Origin of the sequence: Streptomyces corchorusii (assembly GCF_001514055.1) — a bacterium.
In the GTDB taxonomy this organism is placed as follows: Bacteria; Actinomycetota; Actinomycetes; order Streptomycetales; family Streptomycetaceae; genus Streptomyces; species Streptomyces olivaceoviridis.
Genome location: NZ_KQ948356.1, coordinates 95,086 through 117,101 on the forward strand (window position 1 = coordinate 95,086; position 22,016 = coordinate 117,101).

Genomic DNA, 22,016 nt, shown 5'->3' on the forward strand with positions numbered 1-22,016 from the left:
GGCAACCGCACACGCCGACGCCCAGGCCCGCACCCGAGCACCGGCGGACACCCACGCCCTTGCCGCCCCAGAGCCGAAGCCGACACCCACGCCCTTGCCGCCCCGGAGCCGCAGCCGACACCCACGCCCGGAAGCACCGCCTGCCGATGTCCCCGGGCGCCGGCCCTCGCCGGCGCCCGGAGACCCGGCTCTCACCGGTGTGCGGCTCAGCCGCGGCGACCCCGGCCGCGCCCCTTGCGGCCCGGTTCCCCGCCGTCGCCCTGGTCGCCGTACTGCCCCTCGTCGTACGAACCCAGCAGTTCGTCGGCCAGCGTGGGCAGGTCGTCCAGCGGGGTTTCCTCGGCCCAGTCGGGGCGCGGGCGGCGGCGGGGCGTGCCGTCGGCGTCGATCCGGGGCATCTCGCGCGTGCGCGGCTCGGAGCCGTCGGGGCCCGCGGCGGGCCGCTCTTCCCGGAAGAAGCCGGGCGGCACCCGGTCGGCCGGGTCGCCGTCCCGTACGGGCGGCAGCACCGCGGTCTCGTCCGCCGCACCCGGAGCCACCCTGGGCAGCTCGGCCGTCTCGTCGGCGGACACCGGCGGCAGCACGGCCGTCTCGTCCGCCGCGCCCGCCGGCACCTGCGGCAGCACCGCGGTCTCGTCGGCCGGCCCGGCGACCGCCGGCGGCTGCGGCAGCTCGGCGGTCACTTCGGAGTCGGGGTAGGCACCCCGGGTGTCGCGGGCGGCGCGCTCCTCGCGCACCGGACGCAGCACGGTCGTCTCGTCGTCCGTGCCCCGCGTGTCCGTCCCGCGCGCGGCCTCTTCCGGCGACACCACGGGCGTCGGGACCGTGGCCGCGTCAGGAACCACCCGCGGTGCCGTCGGCAGAGGCGTGCTGGGCCTGCGGGCCGCGGCGTCGGCCGCCGCCGCGGCCTCGGCGGCCTGCCGGCGGGCTTCCTCCGCCCGCAGCAGCGCCTCCTCGGCCTTGCGCTGGGCCTCCAGGCGCCGGGCCTCCTCCTCGGCGCGCAGCCGGGCCTGCCGGGCCTCTTCCTCGGCGCGCAGCCGGGCCTCCTCCTCGGCCTGCTTGCGGCGCCGCTCCTCCTCGGCCCTGCGGCGGGCCTCCTCCTCCGCGCGCGCCTTCTCCTCGGCGAGCAGCCGCTGCCGCTCCTCCTCCGCGCGCCGACGGGCCTCCTCGGCCCGCTGCCGGGCCTCCTCCGCCTGCCGTTCGGCCTCGCGCCGCTGCGCCTCCTCCAGCTCGCGCCGCTTGCGCTCCTCCTCCTCGGCGCGCAACTTGGCCAGCTGCTCCTGGCGCTCGCGCTCCAGGCGCTCCTCCTCGGCCTTGCGGGCGGCCTCTTCCTCGGCCTTGCGGCGGGCCTCCTCCTCGGCCTTCCTGCGGGCCTCCTCCTGGGCCTTGATCTCGGCCTCGGACAGCGGCAGCACGACATCCAGCCGGTGCCGGATCACGGTGGTGACGGCCTCGGGCTCCTGTCCGGCGTCCACGACCAGGTAGCGCCCGGGGTCGGAGGCTGCCAGCGTGAGGAAACCGGCCCGCACGCGCGCGTGGAACTCCGCGGGCTCCGACTCCAGCCGGTCCGGTGCCTCGGTGAACCGCTCGCGGGCGGTCTCCGGGGAGACGTCCAGCAGGACGGTCAGGTGCGGGACGAGACCGTTGGTGGCCCAGCGGTTGATGCGGGCGATCTCGGTCGGGGACAGGTCGCGGCCGGCGCCCTGGTAGGCGACGGAGGAGTCGATGTAGCGGTCGGTGATCACCACCGCGCCGCGTTCCAGGGCGGGTCGTACGATGGTGTCGACGTGCTCAGCGCGGTCGGCGGCGTACAGCAGCGCCTCAGCGCGGTGGGACAGGCCCGCCGACGAGACGTCCAGCAGGATCGAGCGCAGCCGCTTGCCCACCGGGGTGGCGCCGGGCTCGCGGGTGAGCACGACCTCGTGGCCCTTGGCGCGGATCCACTCGGCGAGCGCCTCGGCCTGGGTGGACTTGCCGGCGCCGTCGCCGCCCTCCAGGGCGATGAAGAAGCCGTTGGCCGCCGGGGCGGTGACCGGGTCGTCGCCGCCCAGGAGGGCGTCCTTGAGGTCCTGCCGCAGCGGCACGCCGGAGCGGTCGTCGACCTTGGCGAGCACCAGCGCGGCCACCGGCAGCAGCAGCGCGCCGACCAGCATGAAGGTGAAGGCGGCGCCGCCGTGCGCGAAGACGAACTTGCCGTTCTCCAGCCGGTGCGGGCCGATCAGGGCCGCGACCAGGGGCGCGATCAGTGCGCCGAGCGCTATGAAGACGCGGCTCATGGCGTGCAGGTGTTCGGTGGTGCGCGCCCGGCGGGAGTCCTCGGTCTCCTGGTCGAGCAGGGTGTGCCCGGTGTTGGCAGCCACGCCCGCGCCGACGCCGGCCAGCGTCACGATCAGCAGGACCGTGGTGACGTCCGGGACCAGCCCGGCGGCCAGCAGGGCGATGCCGGTGACGGCGATGGCCAGGGCCAGCAGACGGCGGCGGGAGAGCGAGGGCAGCAGCGCGGGGGCGGTGCGGATGCCGACGGCGACACCGCCGGTCAGGCCCAGCACCAGCAGGCCGTACAGCACGGGGCCGCCGCCCAGGTCCTTGGCGTGCAGCACGCTCACCGAGACGGCCGCCGCGATGGCGCCGGCGACTCCGGCGCAGGCCGGGACGAGCAGCGGGATGGCGCCCGTACGGCCCTTGTCGACGCCGGTGACGGTGCGCGGGCGGCGCAGGCCCTCCAGCGGGGACCGCGCGCGCGGGGTGCGCGTGGCGGGCAGCTCCAGATAGGTCAGCACGGACAGCGAGGCGGCGAACAGGCCCGCCGCCACATACGACCCGAGGGCCGCCTGGTGCTGGTCGAACCAGGCCACGCCGGTGCCCAGCAGGTTGTTCAGCAGGGCGGCGACGACCAGGGCGGCGGCGGCCAGCGGCACCGCCAGGAAGGTCGTCCGCAGCGACAGGCGGCGCAGGGCGTCCAGGTGGTCCGGCAGCGGTCGTACCGTCGCACCCTCCGGCGGCGGGGCCGGCAGCAGGGCCGGAGCGGCGCTCTCCCGGCAGACGGTCCACAGCCGTTCGGCGACACCGGTGACGAAGGCGGTGACGAGCAGGACGGCCAGCGCGTTGTCCGGCGTCCAGTCGATCCACAGCGGCGCGATGATCATCAGCGCCGCGCGCAGGCCGTCGGCGCCGACCATGGTCCAGCGGCGGTCGAGCGGGCCCTCCTGGGCGGTGAGCGAGGTCAGCGGGCCCAGGAGGACGGCACCGAAGAGCAGCGCGGCGAGGACTCGCGCGGCGAAGACCGTCGCCACTGCGAACGCCACGCCCCGGTAGCCGCCGCCGAAGGCCCCCTCGGCGATCGCCGACTGGAGGACCAGGAGGACGAGGACGAGGAGGGACAGGGTGTCGCCGACACCGCTCACCAACTGCGCGCTCCACAGGCGCTTCAGTTGCGGTCGGCGCAGCAGGGAACGGACGGCGCGCTCGCGGGAGTCCGCGACCAGGGCGTCGTCCGGTGCTGTGGTGTGGGCCGTCGGCTGCTCGGCTCGCGTCATGCGTTCAGCCTATCCGCAGCCGCCGACACCACACCTCGCGTGTCCGGGCATGCGCGCGCCCCGGCACCGAGGGGGGTGCCGGGGCGTTCACGTCAGTGACCCGACGGCGTGTCAGTCCTCCGCGCCGGAAGCCGTCGCCCTGGAAGCCGTCGCCTTCTTGGCGGTGGTCTTCTTGGCGGTCGTCTTCTTCGCCGCGGCCGTCGTCTTCTTCGCGGCCGTCTTCTTGGCGGCGGTCTTCTTCGCCGGGGCGGTCTTCTTCGCCACCGCCTTCTTCGCGGTCTTCTTGGCGGGCCCCTTCGCGCGCTTCTCGGCGAGCAGCTCGAAACCACGCTCAGGAGTGATCGTTTCGACGCTGTCGCCGGAGCGCAGGGTCGCGTTGGTCTCGCCGTCGGTGACGTACGGACCGAAGCGGCCGTCCTTGACCACGACCGGCTTGCCGGAGACCGGGTCCTCGCCCAGCTCCTTCAGCGGCGGCTTGGCGGCTGCCCGGCCACGCTGCTTCGGCTGGGCGTAGATCGCCTGCGCCTCCTCCAGCGTGATCGTGAAGAGCTGGTCCTCGGACTGGAGCGAGCGCGAGTCCGTGCCCTTCTTCAGGTACGGGCCGTAGCGGCCGTTCTGCGCGGTGATCTCCTGGCCGTCCGCGTCGGTGCCGACGACACGCGGCAGCGACATCAGCTTCAGCGCGTCGTCCAGCGTCACCGTGTCGAGCGACATGGACTTGAAGAGCGAGGCCGTGCGCGGCTTGACCGCGTTCTTGCCGGTCTTCGGGGTGCCCTCGGGGAGGACCTCCGTGACGTACGGGCCGTAGCGGCCGTCCTTGGCGACGATCGCGTGGCCGGTGGCCGGGTCGGTGCCCAGCTCGAAGTCGCCGCTGGGCTTGGCCAGCAGTTCCTCGGCCAGCTCGACGGTCAGCTCGTCCGGTGCCAGGTCGTCCGGGATGTCGGCGCGCTGGTGCTGCTCGGTGTCCTTCTCGCCGCGCTCGATGTACGGCCCGTAGCGGCCGACGCGGAGGACGATGTCGTTGCCGACCGGGAACGACGACACCTCGCGCGCGTCGATCGCGCCCAGGTCGGTCACCAGCTCCTTGAGGCCGCCGAGGTGGTCGCCGTCGCCGTTGCCGGCGTCGGCCGCGCCGCCCGTGGCCGTCCCCTCGCCGAAGTAGAAGCGCTTCAGCCACGGCACGGCCTTGGCCTCACCCGCCGCGATGCGGTCGAGGTCGTCCTCCATCCTGGCCGTGAAGTCGTAGTCGACGAGCCGCCCGAAGTGCTTCTCCAGGAGGTTCACCACGGCGAACGACAGGAACGACGGCACCAGGGCCGTGCCCTTCTTGAAGACGTAGCCGCGGTCCAGGATCGTGCCGATGATCGACGCGTACGTCGACGGGCGGCCGATCTCGCGCTCTTCCAGCTCCTTGACCAGGGAGGCCTCGGTGTAGCGGGCCGGGGGCTTGGTGGCGTGGCCGTCGACCGTGATCTCCTCGGCGGACAGCGCGTCGCCCTCGGCGACCTGCGGCAGCCGGCGCTCGCGGTCGTCCAGCTCGGCGTTCGGGTCGTCGGCACCCTCGACGTAGGCCTTCAGGAAGCCGTGGAAGGTGATCGTCTTGCCGGAGGCGCTGAACTCGACGTCCCGGCCGTCGGCGGCGGTGCCGCCGATCTTCACCGTGACGCTGTTGCCGGTCGCGTCCTTCATCTGGGAGGCGACGGTCCGCTTCCAGATGAGCTCGTACAGCCTGAACTGGTCACCGGTCAGGCCGGTCTCCGCGGGCGTGCGGAAACGATCACCCGACGGACGGATCGCCTCGTGCGCCTCCTGGGCGTTCTTGACCTTGGCGGCGTAGGTGCGCGGCTGCGGCGGCAGGTAGTCGGCCCCGTACAGCTGCGTGACCTGGGCGCGGGCAGCGGAGATCGCCGTGTCGCTCAGCGTCGTGGAGTCCGTACGCATGTACGTGATGTAGCCGTTCTCGTACAGCTTCTGGGCGATCTGCATGGTCGCCTTCGCGCCGAAGCCGAGCTTGCGGCTGGCCTCCTGCTGGAGCGTCGTCGTACGGAACGGGGCGTACGGCGAGCGGCGGTACGGCTTGGACTCGACGGACCGCACGGAGAAGCGGGTGTTCTCCAGGGCGGCGGCGAGGGCGCGGGCGGTCGCCTCGTCGAGGTGGAGGGTGTTCTCGCTCTTGAGCTGTCCCAGGGAGTCGAAGTCGCGGCCCTGCGCGACCCGCCGGCCGTCGACGGTCTGGAGCCGGGCGACCAGCGACGACGGGTCCGACGGGTCCCCCGCGCGGCCGGTCGAGAAGGTGCCCGTCAGGTCCCAGTACTCAGCGGAACGGAAGGCGATGCGCTCGCGTTCCCGCTCCACGACGAGCCGTGTGGCGACGGACTGCACGCGGCCGGCCGACAGCCGGGGCATGACCTTCTTCCACAGCACCGGGGAGACCTCGTAGCCGTAGAGGCGGTCGAGGATGCGGCGGGTCTCCTGGGCGTCGACCAGTTTCTGGTTGAGCTGGCGCGGGTTGGCGACGGCCTCGCGGATCGCGTCCTTGGTGATCTCGTGGAACACCATGCGCTTGACCGGGATCTTCGGCTTCAGGACCTCCTGGAGGTGCCAGGCGATCGCCTCACCCTCCCGGTCCTCGTCAGTGGCGAGGAACAGCTCGTCGGAGTCCTTCAGGAGGTCCTTGAGCTTCTTGACCTGGGCCTTCTTGTCCGCGTTGATCACATAGATCGGCTGGAAGTCATGGTCGACGTCCACACCGAGGCGACGGACCTCGCCGGTGTACTTCTCGGGCACCTCCGCGGCGCCGTTGGGAAGGTCGCGGATGTGCCCGACGCTCGCTTCGACGACGTATCCGGGGCCGAGGTAGCCCTTGATCGTCTTCGCCTTGGCAGGCGACTCGACGATGACGAGTCGGCGGCCGCCCTGTGCGGTCTCGCTGGTCGGGGACAACTTCGCTCTTCTCTCCGGTCGACGCTGGGGCCTCCCCAGGCCTTGGTCCCGGGGTCGCGGCGTACTGCTGGCACGTGTGACGCTGCGGAGTGTGACGCTACATCCCGCCCCCGTGTCAAACGGGAAAAGCCCACAACGGCCACTCGAACGGTAACCCGACTACCGCCATTCCTGCCGCCCGGACTGCCCGGCCACCCCCGCGATCCTGTCCGGAGCGTGACGTTCCCCTTACCCGCCGGACAGGGCGGGCACCCGTCTCAGAACCGGGTCAGGCAGTACACGGCGAGGCTCAGTGCGATCGTCCCGGCCAGGCTCGCGACGGCGGCGGATGCGACCCGACTCACACCGGCGGCCACCGGTTCCCGGCGCCGCAGACGGGTGCCGGTCCACGCCAGCAGACCGGCCCCGAACAGGGCGAACACCACTCCCGCGAAGATCGCCGGCCCACTCTCCATCGCCCGAGCACCCCTTCCCCGCCGTCGGCTCTGCCCAGCGCCGGGAGGGTGGCACGCGCGGGAGGCGGGAGTGCGACATCGGGGTGAACGGAAGACCCCCGGGCATTCGAACGCACACTCGAACCGAACGGGCCCGTACCCGCTGCCGATATTTTTTCCGGCCGTTTTCGGGAAACGGCCGGCGCCGCCCCCGCTCGGCAACCCCGCAGGGCCCGTGCCCCCGGCATACGACGATGCGCGCGGCGCGATCGGAAGATGATCCGACCGTGCCTACGACGGCACGGGCACCCGGCGTACGGCACCTGCCCGGCACCGCTCCTCGCGGGGCCTCCCACCCGGCGCCGCGGCACCGCTCGGAGCGGCGCCCCCGCCCCGCTCCCGCCCCGCGCGCCCGCTCAGCCCGCCGGCTCCAGGAAGCCCTGCTCCACCAGCAGCCGGATCTGCGCGGGCGTGCGGTCGCGGAGCACCACCGGGTCCTCGCCGACGAGCTGCGCGATGGCGTCCAGGATGCGGCCCGCGCTCAGCGTGCCGTCGCACACCCCCGCGAACCCGGCACCCACCGTGTCCACCTTCGTCGCCCGGCGCATCCCGCGGTGCTGGCGCAGCACCACGTGCTCCGGGTCCTCGGCGCCGGGCAGCCCGACCTGCTCCTGGACCACCTCGGGGACGAGCTTGAAGCGGCTGTCCAGCAGCGCCGCGTCATCGTGCTCCCGGAGGTAGTCGAGCCGCTCGAAGTGCGCCCGGATCGTCTCCCCGAGCGGCTGTTCGACCGGGTGCGGCCACTCCTCCACGGTGACGACGGGCTCGGCGGACCCGGTCCTGCGCAGGGTGATCCAGCCGAAGCCGACCGCCCTGACCTTGCGCGCCTCGAACTCGTCGAGCCAGGCGTCGTACCGCGCCTGGTACTCCGCCGGGTCCCCACGGTGGTCACCGGCGTCCCTCAGCCACAGCTCGGCGTACTGCGTGACGTCCTGCACCTCGCGCTGCACGATCCAGGCATCGCACCCGCGCGGCACCCACGACCTGAGTCTGTCCTGCCAGTCCTCCCCCGCCACGTGCTGCCAGTTCGCGAGGAACTGCGCGAACCCGCCCTCGTTCAGCCGTTCCCCCGCCTGCTGAACGAGCGAGCGGCACAGATCGTCCCCGCCCATGCCACCGTCCCGGTACGTCAGCCGGGCGCGCGGGGAGATCACGAACGGCGGGTTGGAGACGATCAGGTCGAACGTCTCGTCGTCCCGGACCGGTTCGAACAGCGAGCCCTCGCGCAGGTCGGCGGCGGGCGCCCCGGAGAGCGCCAGCGTGAGCGCCGTGATGTGCAGCGCGCGCGGGTTGAGGTCGGTCGCCGTGACGCGGGTGGCGTGCTGCGCGGCGTGCAGCGCCTGGATGCCGGACCCGGTGCCCAGGTCCAGGGCGGCGGCGACGGGGGTGCGGACGGTGATGCCGGCGAGGGTCGTCGAGGCGCCGCCGACGCCCAGGACGACACCCTCGTCACGCTGTCCGATGCCGCCGGCTCCGCCGACCGCGCAGCCGAGGTCGGAGACGATGAACCAGTCCTCGCCACCGGGGCCGCCGTACGGCCGTACGTCCACGGTCGCGGCCACCTCGTCACCGCCCACGCGCCTGAGCCAGCCGGCCTCCACCGCCTCCTCGACCGGCAGAACGGCCGCTACGCGCGCGTGGGGCACCGGTTGCTGGAGCAGGAACAGCCGTACGAGCGTCTCCAGCGGCGTGTCGCCACGGGTCGCCCGGAGAGCGGGCACGGTCTCGCTGCGGGCCAGCGCCGCGTACGCGGGCGCGCCGAGCAGGTCGAGCAGCCCGTCGGCGGTGAAGGAGGCGGCCAGCAGCGCGTCCCTCAGGCGCGCGGCGATGTCGAGCCGGTCGGCAGTGGGCAAGGGAGCGGGTCCGGAGTCAGTCACGCCCCCATTGTGGCCCGCGACAACCGACCGGGGCGGACTCGCGGCGACTGCGCGGAGCCGATCGGGGCGACTGCGCGGGCCGGCTTGCGGCCACTGTCCGGGACCGACTCGGGGGCGACTGCGCGGGCCGGCTTGCGGCCACTGTCCGGGACCGACTCGGGGGCGACTGCGCGGAGTCGACTCGGGGTGACTGCCAGGTGACTCGTAACGATTGCCCGCAGACGTCAGCCGGCCGTCGTCGACGCCGTCGGCTGTGCGGAGCCGGACGGGGTGACCTTGCAACTGGGCTGCTCGGCCATCGCCTCCTTGACGTCGCCCTTCTCCAGCCGCTTCAGCGCCTCCGTGCCGCTGTCGCTCTGCTTGCCGACCTCCTTGGTCTGCAGGGCGACCTCCTTCAGGCCCTTGGCGAACTTGCCCTGGTCCTTGGTGTTGAGCCCGTCGACCTTCTTCTTCAGGTCGGCGTACGACGTGGAGAGGCCGGCGAGGTTCTTGGCCGCGTCCTGCTGGAGCCTGGCGCCGCCGTCTATCCCGGGAGGCGCACCGGCGCTGTCGAGGGCATCGGCGAGCGCCTTGTAGCCCTCGGCCATGTCCTGGAAGGCCTCCGCGTACGTCTTCTGGGCGTCCTTGGGCGGGAGGTTGGTGTCCGTGGCGATGGCCGCGATCGAAGCGTTGGCCGACCTGATCTTGGCGTCCTGCGCGGGCACCGCGTCGCACACCGTCTTGGCCCAGGACACCAGCTTGGGGTCGGGCCCCTTGTCACCGCCGTCACTGCACCCGGACACCGTCACCATCAGTACCGCACCGCCGGACAGTGCGGCCGCGAGCTTCTTGTTCACCGGATTGGTCCCTTCCATGGCTCTCGGCCCCCGGAATCTACACGGCGGACGCACTCCCTCCCCTTGCCGGGGGAGGCATAAGTCAGGTTTTGTGATCTTTCATGCCATGGGAGAGAAGGCTCACGACGTGGGCGAGCCCACAGACGACAAGCGGGCGGGCGGCGTCAGCACGCCGCCCGCCCACCCGTGAGCAGGGATTTCTTGCCGCGATCTACGAAACCACCGCGGCGTCCGGCGGGTTGGCGACCCGCCCGGCGCTGTCGTCGTCGCCGACGGCGATCCCGCGCCGCTTGGAGATGTACACGGCCACGACGATCACCAGCAGCGCGAGGATGGCGACACCGATCCTCACCCCCAGGTTCTTGTCGTCGCCGTAGGAAAACTTGATCACTGCCGGTGCGATGAGCAGCGAGACCAGGTTCATGACCTTCAGCAGCGGGTTGATCGCGGGTCCGGCGGTGTCCTTGAACGGGTCGCCGACCGTGTCCCCGATCACCGTGGCCGCATGGGCCTCGCTGCCCTTGCCGCCGTGGTTGCCGTCCTCCACCAGCTTCTTGGCGTTGTCCCAGGCGCCACCGGAGTTGGCGAGGAACACCGCCATCAGCGTGCCCGCGCCGATCGCGCCGGCGAGGTAGGAGCCGAGCGCGCCGACACCGAGTGTGAACCCGATGAAGATCGGCGCCATGACGGCGAGCAGACCGGGCGTGGCCAGCTCCCGCAGGGCGTCCTTGGTGCAGATGTCGACGACCTTGCCGTACTCGGGCTTCTCGCTGAAGTCCATGATCCCGGGCTTCTCACGGAACTGCCGCCGCACCTCGAACACCACCGAACCCGCCGACCGCGACACCGCGTTGATGGCCAGTCCGGAGAAGAGGAAGACGACCGCGGCGCCCGCGATGAGGCCGACGAGGTTGTTGGGCTGCGAGATGTCCAGGGACAGGCTGAGCGGCGACCCCGGCCCGGTGAGCTTCGCGCCGACGTCCTGCACGTTGGTGGTGATCGCGTCGCGGTACGACCCGAACAGCGCCGACGCGGCGAGGACGGCGGTGGCGATGGCGATGCCCTTGGTGATGGCCTTGGTGGTGTTGCCGACTGCGTCCAGGTTGGTGAGCACCTGCGCGCCCGCGCCCTCCACGTCGCCGGACATCTCGGCGATGCCCTGCGCGTTGTCGGAGACCGGTCCGAAGGTGTCCATGGCGACGATCACGCCGACCGTGGTGAGCAGCCCGGTGCCGGCCAGCGCGACCGCGAACAACGCCAGCATGATCGACGTACCGCCGAGCAGGAACGCGCCGTACACCCCGAGCCCGATGAGCAGCGCGGTGTAGACGGCGGACTCCAGGCCCACCGAGATGCCGGAGAGGACGACGGTGGCCGGGCCGGTGAGGGAGGTCTTGCCGATGTCCCGCACCGGACGGCGGTTGGTCTCGGTGAAGTAGCCGGTCAGCTGCTGGATGACGGCGGCGAGCAGGATGCCGATGGCCACCGCGACCAGCGCGAGGATGCGCGGATCGCCGTCCTTGCCCTTGATCGCCGCGTCGGTGACGCCGTCGAGGGCGGAGTACTTCGAGGGCAGGTAGACGAAGACCGCGATCGCGACCAGCGCCAGTGAGATCACCGCGGAGATGAAGAAGCCGCGGTTGATCGCCGACATGCCACTGCGGTCGGCCCGGCGCGGGGCGACCGCGAAGATACCGATCATCGCCGTGATCACACCGATGGCGGGCACCAGCAGCGGGAACGCCAGCCCGGAGTCGCCGAAGGCGGCCTTGCCGAGGATCAGCGCGGCGACCAGGGTCACGGCGTACGACTCGAACAGGTCGGCCGCCATGCCCGCGCAGTCGCCGACGTTGTCGCCCACGTTGTCGGCGATGGTCGCGGCATTGCGCGGGTCGTCCTCCGGAATGCCCTGTTCGACCTTGCCGACCAGGTCGGCGCCGACGTCGGCGGCCTTGGTGAAGATGCCGCCGCCCACCCGCATGAACATCGCGATCAGGGCGGCGCCGAGGCCGAAGCCCTCCAGCACCTTCGGCGCGTCGGCCGCGTACACCAGCACCACGCAGGAGGCGCCCAGCAGGCCGAGCCCCACCGTGAACATGCCGACGACGCCGCCCGTGCGAAATGCGATCTTCATCGCCGTGTGCGAGACGGTGGTGAGATCCTTTTCCGGCTCGCCTTCCGCCGGAGTCGCTTCCCGGGCCGCCGCGGCGACCCGCACATTGCTGCGCACGGCGAGCCACATGCCGATATAGCCAGTGGCCGCCGAGAACGCCGCTCCGATCAAGAAGAACACCGAGCGACCGGCCCGCTGATTCCAGTCGTCCGCGGGCAGCAGCATGAGCAGGAAGAAGACGACGACGGCGAATACGCCGAGCGTGCGCAACTGCCGGGCGAGATACGCCTTGGCACCTTCCTGGACCGCCTCGGCGATCTTCTTCATGCTGTCGGTGCCCTCGCCGGCCGCCAGCACCTGGCGGACCAGGATCCCCGCGACCACCAGCGCGGCCAGGGCGACCGCCGCGATGACGGCCACGATGATCCTGTTGTCGTCGGTCAGGACCGCGGCTGCGAGGGGTGTGAGGTGATCCGACTGAGGAGTGGAAAGCCCCGCCATTCGTCCTCCTTGACGCTTGGGCTGAGCTCAAGATGTGGACGGATTGTAGGTACCCGCCGAGTGAGTCTAAACAGGGGACGGTAAACGGAATTGGTCTGCATGTACATACAGCAAACCCAAACAACGTAATGCCCTAAAGCCATTGTCGGCCACCTGGGCGCTTGATCAAATTATCACGGTTTTGATCGTGAATTCGTTCACGAATTCCCGTGGTGGCCGCACAAACACGACAAGGGCCCTGCTCGGCAGGGCCCTTGTGCGCTTGTCGGGTGGTTTTCGGCGGCTACGGCCAGTCGAGTGAGACCGGTCGGCCGGACCAGGTGGGCGAGATCAAACAGGCGAGGCAGACGGGCGGGATCAGACGGGCGAGATCAGGCGAGCGCCGCGGCCGACGGCGCGGTCGGCCAGGTCATGCGGATCAGGCCGCCGTTTCGCCCGGTGGTGACCTCCACGTCGTCGACGAGACCACTGATGACCGCGAGGCCCATCTCGTCCTCCTCGGCCTCCGCCTCGGCTTCCTGCCCGGCGCCCGACGTGTCGCCGCCCGGGGCGGCATGCGGGGCCTCGTCGCCGACCTCGATGGAGAACTGTTTCTCCTCTTCGATCAGCGCAACCTTCACCGGTGCCGTGACGCCACTGTTCTGGTGGAGTCCGACTGCGCGGGAGCATGCCTCTCCCACGGCCAGCCGCACCTCGTCCAGAACGGCCTCGTCCACTCCGGCCCGGCGCGCCACCGCTGCCGCCACCAGCCGGGCGGTCCTGACGTGCTCGGGCAGCGCGCTGAAGCGGAGTTCGACGGTGGCCATGCATCCCCCTCGCGACTACGGGCGTGCGGTCGGGGGCGGGGCCGCCGAGCGCCCACACCCCCTGGTGTACATCGGTGTTCCGGGCCGCCACATCGGCATCGGCCCAGGACGGGACCGGCCGGCGACCGGGCCTCGGCAGGAGCCCGACGCCGGCGACCGGTCCGGGATCGGTCGGTGACCGATCAGTCGGTGGCCGCCACCGCTTCCTCGACCGTGGTGTGGATCGGGAACACCTTGGTGAGGCCGGTGATGCGGAAGATCTTCAGAATGCGCTCCTGGTTGCAGACCAGACGCAGCGAGCCCTCGTGGGCGCGAACCCTCTTCAGGCCGCCGACCAGCACGCCGAGCCCGGTGGAGTCGAGGAAGTCCACGCCTTCCATGTCGACGACGAGGTGGAAATTCCCGTCGTTCACCAGCTCGACCAGCTGCTCACGCAGCTTGGGCGCGGTATATACGTCGATTTCGCCACCGACCTCGACGACCGTACGATCGCCGACGGTACGGGTCGACAGGGACAGGTCCACGGATCCTCCAGCACCTTGCTATCGAGCGGTCGCCCCTCGGGCACCTCGCTTGCGGCCCCCGGGACGTTTCGCCAGCCGCGATGGCATTCAATCACTTACCGGCAGGCGTGCACGACGCCTTGGCTCCATTGTCCGTCACGCCAGTGACACACTCGGTGCCGATGGCCAAGAATCACCGATCCGATCGACCCCAGGCCCGCCCGGCCTCCCACCCGTCTCCGGGCACGGTCCTGGACCGGCTCACCGCCGGGCCGAGCCGGGCTGCGCGCATCACTCATACGGAGCACTTGCCCCCGCGCGCGGGCCGCCATGCCGTCTGGCCTGACCGGATTCGGCCCGAAGTGATCGCGGCCGTCCAGGCGTGCGGCATCGAGCATCCCTGGGCGCACCAGGCGCTGGCCGCCGAGCACGCCCTGGACGGCGACTCGATGGTGGTCGCCACCGGCACCGCCTCCGGCAAGTCCCTCGCCTACCTCGTGCCCGTCCTGTCCACCCTCCTGGACGGCGCGGAAGCCCCGAACGGCCGTGGCGCCACCGCCCTCTACCTGTCCCCCACCAAGGCGCTCGCGGCGGACCAGTGCCGATCGGTGAAGGAACTTTCACAACCCCTCGGCACATCCGTACGACCGGCCGTGTACGACGGCGACACCCCGTTCGAGGAACGGGAGTGGATCCGCCAGTACGGCAACTACGTCCTGACCAACCCGGACATGCTGCACCGCGGGATACTCCCCTCCCATCCGCGCTGGTCCTCCTTCCTGAGATCGCTCAAGTACGTCGTCATCGACGAGTGCCACACCTACCGGGGCGTCTTCGGCTCGCACGTCGCCCAGGTGCTGCGCCGACTGCGCCGCCTGTGCGCCCGCTACGGCTCCTTCCCCGTGTTCCTGCTGGCCTCGGCGACCGCCGCGGAGCCCGCGGTCGCCGCCCGCCGGCTCACCGGCCTGCCGGTCGTCGAGGTCGCCGACGACGCCTCCCCGCGCGGAGAGCTGGTGTTCGCCCTCTGGGAGCCCCCGCTCACCGAACTGCACGGCGAGAGGGGAGCACCCGTACGGCGTACCGCCACCGCCGAGACCGCCGACCTGCTGACCGACCTCACCGTGCAGGGTGTGCGCTCGGTCGCCTTCGTACGCTCCCGGCGCGGCGCCGAGCTGATCGCGGTCATCGCCCAGGAGAGACTCGCCGAGGTCGACCGCTCCCTGGCCCGGCGTGTCGCGGCGTACCGCGGCGGCTACCTCCCCGAGGAGCGCCGCGCCCTGGAACGCGCACTGCACTCCGGCGAGCTCCTCGGCCTCGCCGCCACGACCGCCCTGGAGCTGGGCGTGGACGTCTCCGGCCTGGACGCGGTGGTGATCTCCGGTTACCCGGGCACCCGCGCCTCCCTGTGGCAGCAGGCCGGCCGCGCGGGCCGCTCCGGCCAGGGCGCCCTCGCGGTCCTCGTCGCCCGCGACGACCCGCTGGACACCTTCCTCGTCCACCACCCCGAGGCCCTGTTCGACCAGCCGGTGGAATCCACGGTCCTCGACCCCGACAACCCCTACGTCCTCGCCCCGCACCTGTGCGCCGCCGCCGCAGAACTGCCGCTGACCGAGGAGGACCTGGACCTCTTCGGCCCCGCCTGCGCGGACGTCCTGCCGCAGCTGGAGGCCGCGAAGCTGCTGCGCCGGCGCACCAAGGCCTGGCACTGGACCCGTCGGGAGCGGGCCGCCGACCTCACCGACATCCGCGGCACCGGCGGCCGTCCGGTGCAGGTCGTCGAGGCCGGCACGGGCCGCCTGCTCGGCACGGTCGACGCGGGCGCCGCGCACTCCGCCGTCCACGAAGGCGCCGTCCACCTGCACCAGGGCCGCACCTATCTGGTGCGCTCCCTGGACCTGGAGGACTCCGTCGCCCTGGTCGAGCAGGCGGACCCGCCGTACTCGACGGTCGCCCGCGACACCACGTCCATCGCCATCCTGGAGACGGACACCGAGATCCCGTGGGGCGCCGGCCGCCTGTGCTACGGCTCGGTGGAGGTCACCAACCAGGTGGTCTCCTACCTCCGCCGCCGCCTCATCACCGGCGAAGTGCTGGGCGAGACGAAACTCGACCTCCCTCCTCGTACGCTGCGCACGCGCGCGGTGTGGTGGACGGTCACCGAGGACCAGTTGGACGCGGCCCGGATCACCCCGGAGATCCTCGGGGGCTCCCTGCACGCCGCCGAACACGCCTCCATCGGCATGCTGCCCCTCTTCGCGACCTGCGACCGCTGGGACATCGGCGGCGTGTCCGTGCCCCTGCACCCCGACACCCTCCTCCCCACGGTCTTCGTCTACGACGGCCACCCCGGCGGCGCCGGATTCGCCGAGCGCGCCTTCCACACCGCCCGCGCCTGGCTCACCGCCACCCGTGAGGCCATCGCCTCCTGCGAGTGCGAGGCCGGCTGCCCGTCCTGCATCCAGTCCCCCAAGTGCGGCAACGGCAACGACCCACTGCACAAGAGAGGCGCGGTACGACTGCTCACGGTGCTGCTGCGAGGGGCGCCGGAGGAGACGGACGCGGGGGAATCGGCGGGAGGGTAGGCGCGGGGCCGGCGACACGGCTCGGGAGCGCGGGGCACCGGGCCTCCGGGACGCTGGCACACCAGGCGGTGGGGCCACCGAAACGCCGGACGGTAGGGCCGCCTGGGTGCCGCTTCCGCGCAGATGGCGTGGCCTGGAAGCCGTCCGGGACATCGGGCGGTGTGGCCGGCAGGGCCCGGGAGCCGCAGTCAGGCGGCAGGGTTCAGGACCTGTCCGGCACGGCACCGGAGTCGCCCCGGACACCTGGCGGCACGGCCGGCGAGCCGTCCGTGGCGCCGGGCGGCCCACTCAGGGAGCCACCCACGGCACCGGCCGGCCCACCCGTGGCGCCGGGTGACCCAACCAGGGAGCCGTCCGTGGCGCCAGGAACCGCGGACCCGTCCGACACGCCGGGCGGTACGGGAGCTGCCGGTCCCGCTCTCGCTCTGACCTCCGCCGTGAACGGCCCCCTTCCTGAGGCTGCCGTCACCTCGGACGTGTCACCCACGATCGCGCACCGCACCAGCCGTACTCCCTGGGCCGCCGCCAGCCGTTCGGCCCGGGCGCAGGCCGCCGTGCCACCCTCGGCCCAGTGGTCCGCCGCCGCGAGCGCGGCCAGGTCGGCGCCGCCGGCCGCCCGGTGCCGTACGACGACGGCCTGCCCGAGAGCGAGCACGGCGCCGAACACCGCACACAGCACGGCGATCGCCCCCAGGCTCCAGACGGTGGCGGATCCCCGGTCGGAACCCGGCAGCCGGTCCGGCTGCGCGTGCCCACCGCACCGCGCCCCCTCGCACTCCTCGCCGCCGGTGCCCCCTCGATCGCCGGCCCGCACCCGTTCGCCGGTCAGCCCGCCCCGGCGTCTCATGGCCCCTCCTCCCTCGGTCCCACCGTGTCCTCGGCGAGGGCCACGGCCTCCTCCCGGACCTCGAACGGCAACCCGGTCAGCACCGGCGGCTTGGCCGCCACCGTCACCCGGACCCGGTCGCCCTCGCGCGCGACGGTTACCCGCGCTCCCCTCGGCGCCGCTTCCCGGGTCACCGTCACCACCGCCTCCGCCGGGTCCTGCCGGGCGGCGGCCCGGGCGCCCGCACGGGCCGCGTCCACGCACTCGATCCGCGCCGCCACCACAAGCAGCCCCCAGACCAGCGCCATCGTGAACGCCACCAGCACGGGCAGCACCACGGCCGCCTCCGCGGTCACGAACCCACGGTCCCCACCTCGCTCACATCCGCGCACTGAGGGCCTTCTTCACGATGGCCTGCAACTCCGCCTGGACCTGGCCGCTGGTGACCACCTTGTAGAGCAGCAACGCGAACCCGACGGCCGCGATGATCCCCATGGCGTACTCGGACGTCACCATTCCGCCGTCCTGACGGCAGGCTCCACGCACCCGGACCGCCGCTTTCCTGATCTTCTCGAACATTTCAACCCCCGTGAGGCTCTGGTCTTTATCGCTGGTTGTCGCTGGTTGTCGTTCGTTCTCGTTCGTTGTCGTCCGTTGTCGCCGGTTGTCACTCGTCGTCGTTCGTCGCGGTTACCTGACGTCCGCCTGTCGACCAGCTCTCATCGCCCTCACCTCCCTCCCATCACCCCACCCGCCAGCCCGATCACGACCGGCAGCACGCCGACCGCGATGAACGCGGGCAAGAAGCACAGGCCGACCGGCGCCGAGATCAGCACGCCCGCCCTGCGCGCCCGGGCCATCGCCGCGCGGGCCCACTCCGCACGCGCGTCCGACGCGAGCCGGGCGACCGGGCCGGCCATGGGCAACCCGGACTCGTCGGCCCGCTCCAGCAGCCGCGCCAGCGCACCGGCACCGGGCAGCGACGCCAAGCTCCGCCAGGCGTCGGCCGGTTCGCCACCGAGCCGGACCTCCGCCGCGCCCCGCGCCAGTGCCTGCCCGACGGGTCCGCCAAGGGCCTCCCCCACCGCCTGGGCAGCGATCACCGGACCGGCACCGGCCGCGATGCAGGCGGCCAGCAGATCGGCGGCTAGCGGAAGTTGACGCGCGGCCCCGGCCGTATCGACCACCTCTTGCTGTCGGGCTGCCGCCTGACGGCCCCGCCACCGCCACAGCACCGCGCCCACGCCCAGCCCCAGCACCACCCCGACGACCCCGCCGACCAGCACCCAGACACCGCACGCCGCACCGGCCGTCGACACCCAGCGCCGCCGAACGATGTCCGGAACCGTCGACCGGGCTGTGCGATCAGGCACTTCGAAGCCCAGCAGCTCGGCCACCCGGCGCCGCGCCCGACGCCGCCGTCGCGCCAGTTCCACCCGCCGGACACCCCAGCCGAGGACCAGCGCCACGACCACCGCCGTCCCCAGCCTGTGGATGACTTCCCCACTATGCCGCACACCTCTTCCCCGCCATTCGGTCGCTCGGTCACCCGGTCACCCGGTCACCCGGGCGATTCGCCGCATACGCACGGCGCACTCACCCCGCCTCCGCCCCCCGCACGATCCGCATCGCCCACCACATCCCGGCCGTCTCGAACACCGCACCGGCCGTCAGGCAGCCGAGACCCGCGCCGCTGTGCAGCAGCACACGCAGCGGGTCCGCACCCATGCCCGTGCCGAGGAGCAGCCCGAGGACGGGCAGTGCGGCGAGCAGCACCGCGGTGGCCCGGGCACCCGACAACTGGGCGCGTACGTCGGATCGCTGATCCCGTTCGGCGCGCAGGGCCCCGTCCAGCCGGTCCAGGCCGGTGGCGAGTCCGGCGCCCTGGTCCACGGCCACCCGCCAGCACGCGGCGAGTCCGAGCAGGCCCTCCGCCCCCGGCTGCCGGGCGGCCACGGCGAGCGCGCCGGGCACGTCTCCGCCGAACCGGGCCGCGGCCACCACGGCGGCCTGTGCGTCGCCGAGTCCACCGGAGTCCCGCGCGACCCGCGACAGCGCCTCCCCCGGCTGCCGTCCCGCCCGCACCTCCCCGGCGAGCCCACCGCACAGGGCGATCACCGCGTCGGCCCGCCGCTCCCGGGTGAGCCGGGCCTGCCGGGCCAGCCGCATCCGGCGCAGGACGGGCACCCCGGCGGCCCCCGCGACCACCGGAATCACCGAGGCACCCAGCAGGGCGATCCCCAGACCGGCGACGAGCGCCCACCACTCGGCCCCCCACCGGCCGTGCTGCCGACGCAGTTCCGCGCGCAACCGCTCCCAGACAGGCGGCCCCGTCGTCACCACCCCGCCCCCGGCCAGCAGCAGCCGCGCCCGCCGCATCCCGCAGTGCCGCCCGCCCAGCAGCCACACCACCGCACCGAGACAGACCAGCGCGGCCCCCATGGACATCTCACCGATCACTTCCGTCACTCCTCTCATCACTGCCGACCTCGACCGATCCGCCGAAGCTCACTGACCCGCCACCCATCCGACGAACGAACTGATCTGCCGAACGCCCCCGACCGCACCGCCCCCGTCCGCCCGCACCGCCCCCAACCGCACCGCCCCCGCCCGAACGCACTCGACCCACCGGTCCCCCCAGCCGGACCAAACGGGCCACCACACGCCGCCCGTCCGCCGTGCCGCCCCTCAGTCGTCCCCGAGCTCCCCCGCGTCCCCCAGCAGGTGCCGCAACCGCCCCCACCCCCGCTCCCGCACGAACGCCCGCTCGCCCCAGCGCAGGGCCGGTACCGTCCGCACCAACCCGGTGGTGTCCCGTTCCAGCACGTGCACCTCGGCGATCCGGCGCCGCCCGGACCGGTCCCGTACGAGATGCACCACCACGGACAGGGCCGCCGCCAACTGGCTGTGGAGCGCGGCGCGGTCCAGTCCGGCGGCCGTGGCCAGCGCCTCCAGCCGGGCCGGCACGTCCGCCGCCGCGTTGGCGTGGACCGTGCAACAGCCGCCCTCGTGACCGGTGTTGAGGGCCGCGAGCAGATGCACGACCTCGGGGCCGCGCACCTCGCCGACCACCAGCCGGTCCGGCCGCATCCGCAGCGCCTGCCGCACCAGGTCCTCCAGGGTGACCAGACCGGCGCCCTCCTGGTTGGCGGGCCGGGTCTCCAGCCGGACGACGTGCGGGTGGTTTGGCCTCAGCTCGGCCGAGTCCTCGGCGAGCACGATCCGCTCGCCGGGTCCGACGAGCCCGAGCAGTGCGCTGAGCAGGGTCGTCTTGCCGCAGCCGGTGCCGCCGCTGACGAGGAAGGACAGCCGGGCGTCGAGCAGCGCCCTCAGGACCCGGTCGCCGCCGGGTGGCACCGTGCCGGCCGTGACGAGCTCTTCCAGGGTGAAGGCCCGGGGCCGTACCACCCGCAGGGCGAGACAGGTGCAGCCGACGGCGACCGGGGGCAGCACGGCGTGCAGCCGGGTGCCGTCGGGCAGCCGGGCGTCCGCCCAGGGCCGGGCGTCGTCCAGCCTGCGTCCGGCCACGGCGGCCAGCCGCTGCGCGAGGCGTCGTACGGCAGCCGCGTCGGGGAAGGTGACCGGGGTGAGCTCCAGGCCGCCGCCGCGGTCCACCCAGACCCGGTCCGGGGCGGAGACCAGGACGTCGGTGACGTCCGGGTCGGCGAGCAGGGGTTCCAGGGGACCGGTGCCGACGAGTTCGGACCGCAGGTGCGCGGCGGCGCCGAGGACCTCCGCGTCACCGAGCACCCGGCCCTGTTCGCGCAGGGCCTGGGCCACGCGCGCGGGCGTGGGTTCGGCGCCGCTCTCGGCGAGCCGGCGGCGGACGCCGTCGAGCAGGGCCGCGCCGTCGGCCCGGTCGAGTCCGGGCAGCGTCATCGGATGCCTCCCGTCTCGACCAGCGCCCGCTCCCAGAAGTGCGTGCAGAAACGGGCGAGCGGTCCGCGTCCGGTCGCGCCCGGCGGTTTCGCGCCACCCCGCGGACGCAGCAGCGCCGGTTCGACGGGCACCTCGCCGGCCAGCGGCAGGCCGAGCAGCCGGGCCACCTCGTGGTCGTCCAGGCCGGGTGCGTACGGCCCGCGGACCGCGACCCGCAGGTCCCGCACGACCATTCCGACGGCGGAGGCGACGCGGCCGGCGGCTGCGACGGCCCGCAGCTCGGCCGGGACGACGAGCAGGGCCATGTCGAGCTGGGCGAGGGCCTCGGCCACCCCGTCGTCGAGGCGTCGGGGCAGGTCGACGACGACCGTGCCGCCGCGCCGCCGGGCGGCTGCCAGCACCGCACGGACCGCGGGAGGCGGAACGGCGACGCAGTCGCCGCGGTCCCAGCTGAGCACGCGCAGGGAGTGCAACTCGGGCAGTGACTCCTCCAGGGCGCCGCCGCCGACCCGGCCCCGGGAGGCGGCGAAAGCGGGCCAGCGCAGCCCTTCGGCGCTCTCGCCGCCGAGGAGTACGTCGAGTCCGCCGCCCAGCGGATCGGCGTCCACCAGGAGGGTGCGCAGTCCCTCGCGCGCGGAGGTGACGGCAAGCGCGCAGGCGAGCGTGGACGCGCCGGCCCCGCCCCGGCCGCCGATCACCCCGACGGTGAGGGCCGGGCGGCCGATGCCCTCGGCGACGTCGGCGATGCGGTCGACCAGCCAGGGTTCGCCGTCGGGGAGCATCAGGACGTGGTCGGCGCCGATCCGGACAGCTCGTTTCCACACCCCCGGGTCGTCCTGGTCGCGGCCCACCAGCACCACTCCGGGCCGGCGCGCGGCGCCGCACATCCGGTGGGCGGCGTCGTCGCCGACGAGTACGAGCGGGGCGGCCGTCCAGCCGTCGCCGGACTCCGGTAGGCCGTGGTGGACCTCGGGTGTGGCGCCCGCCGCCGCGCACAGGCGCAGCAGATCGTCCAGGAGGACGGCGTCCTCGGTGACGATGAGCGGCCGTCCGGGCCGGTCTGCGGGGCCGGGCGGCGGGTCGTGGGTGACGGTTCCGGTCACGGGTGTTCCCCCTTCGC

The 22,016-nt window shown here is 73.1% G+C and carries 15 protein-coding genes and 1 pseudogene; 1 reads left to right on the forward strand and 15 read right to left on the reverse strand.

The features are described from left to right. Positions 1-206: 206 nt before the first annotated feature. From tmk to bldG, 8 genes are all read right to left on the reverse strand, one after another. On the reverse strand, positions 207-3,536 hold the full coding sequence (gene tmk / locus AQJ11_RS16015; protein WP_059263523.1) for a dTMP kinase: 3,330 nt from the start codon (positions 3,534-3,536) through the stop codon (positions 207-209). A 111-nt stretch (positions 3,537-3,647) separates the two neighbouring features. Further along, a complete protein-coding gene (gene topA, locus AQJ11_RS16020; RefSeq protein WP_059263524.1) occupies positions 3,648-6,479 on the reverse strand; it encodes a type I DNA topoisomerase in 2,832 nt (943 codons plus the stop codon). Between the two features lie 257 nt (positions 6,480-6,736). After that, positions 6,737-6,934 (reverse strand): hypothetical protein, encoded by a 198-nt coding sequence (locus tag AQJ11_RS49795; RefSeq protein WP_059263525.1) that lies wholly within the window; start codon positions 6,932-6,934, stop codon positions 6,737-6,739. 395 nt (positions 6,935-7,329) lie between these two features. Beyond that, on the reverse strand, positions 7,330-8,850 hold the full coding sequence (locus AQJ11_RS16030; protein ID WP_014674047.1) for a DUF7059 domain-containing protein: 1,521 nt from the start codon (positions 8,848-8,850) through the stop codon (positions 7,330-7,332). Positions 8,851-9,074: 224 nt separating this feature from the next. Further along, complete coding sequence (locus AQJ11_RS16035; protein ID WP_014674045.1) at positions 9,075-9,686, reverse strand: hypothetical protein; 612 nt, start codon at positions 9,684-9,686, stop codon at positions 9,075-9,077. 211 nt (positions 9,687-9,897) lie between these two features. Next, positions 9,898-12,300: a sodium-translocating pyrophosphatase gene (locus AQJ11_RS16040; RefSeq protein WP_059263526.1), complete on the reverse strand. Its 2,403-nt coding sequence runs from the start codon at positions 12,298-12,300 to the stop codon at positions 9,898-9,900. A 371-nt stretch (positions 12,301-12,671) separates the two neighbouring features. Next, complete coding sequence (locus AQJ11_RS16045) at positions 12,672-13,106, reverse strand: ATP-binding protein (RefSeq protein ID WP_014674043.1); 435 nt, start codon at positions 13,104-13,106, stop codon at positions 12,672-12,674. Between the two features lie 182 nt (positions 13,107-13,288). Continuing rightward, complete coding sequence (gene bldG, locus AQJ11_RS16050) at positions 13,289-13,630, reverse strand: anti-sigma factor antagonist BldG (RefSeq protein WP_014674042.1); 342 nt, start codon at positions 13,628-13,630, stop codon at positions 13,289-13,291. Between the two features lie 80 nt (positions 13,631-13,710). Between bldG and AQJ11_RS16055 the strand changes: the two genes are divergently transcribed. Continuing rightward, positions 13,711-16,191, forward strand: coding sequence for a DEAD/DEAH box helicase (locus AQJ11_RS16055; RefSeq protein ID WP_208616530.1), 2,481 nt, complete (start codon positions 13,711-13,713; stop codon positions 16,189-16,191). Positions 16,192-16,552: 361 nt separating this feature from the next. Here AQJ11_RS16055 and AQJ11_RS51050 read toward each other — a convergent pair. From AQJ11_RS51050 to ssd, 7 genes and pseudogenes are all read right to left on the reverse strand, one after another. Next, positions 16,553-17,038 (reverse strand): annotated as a pseudogene (locus AQJ11_RS51050) (Rv3654c family TadE-like protein); the annotation flags it as partial. Next, on the reverse strand, positions 17,035-17,373 hold the full coding sequence (locus tag AQJ11_RS16065) for a TadE family type IV pilus minor pilin (RefSeq protein ID WP_059263528.1): 339 nt from the start codon (positions 17,371-17,373) through the stop codon (positions 17,035-17,037). The pseudogene AQJ11_RS51050 and the gene AQJ11_RS16065, both read right to left, overlap by 4 nt. 22 nt (positions 17,374-17,395) lie before the next feature. Continuing rightward, on the reverse strand, positions 17,396-17,533 hold the full coding sequence (locus AQJ11_RS45920; protein ID WP_014674039.1) for a DUF4244 domain-containing protein: 138 nt from the start codon (positions 17,531-17,533) through the stop codon (positions 17,396-17,398). 212 nt (positions 17,534-17,745) lie between these two features. Then, a complete protein-coding gene (locus tag AQJ11_RS16070; RefSeq protein ID WP_341846283.1) occupies positions 17,746-18,486 on the reverse strand; it encodes a type II secretion system F family protein in 741 nt (246 codons plus the stop codon). Between the two features lie 127 nt (positions 18,487-18,613). Further along, entirely contained in the window at positions 18,614-19,495 is an 882-nt protein-coding gene (locus AQJ11_RS16075) for a type II secretion system F family protein (RefSeq protein WP_208616532.1), read from the reverse strand. Positions 19,496-19,705: 210 nt separating this feature from the next. Next, positions 19,706-20,896, reverse strand: a complete 1,191-nt coding sequence (locus tag AQJ11_RS16080) for a TadA family conjugal transfer-associated ATPase (RefSeq protein ID WP_014674036.1) — start codon at positions 20,894-20,896, stop codon at positions 19,706-19,708. Then, a complete protein-coding gene (gene ssd, locus AQJ11_RS16085; RefSeq protein ID WP_014674035.1) occupies positions 20,893-21,999 on the reverse strand; it encodes a septum site-determining protein Ssd in 1,107 nt (368 codons plus the stop codon). Before ssd ends, AQJ11_RS16080 begins: the two co-directional genes overlap by 4 nt. Positions 22,000-22,016: the final 17 nt, after the last annotated feature.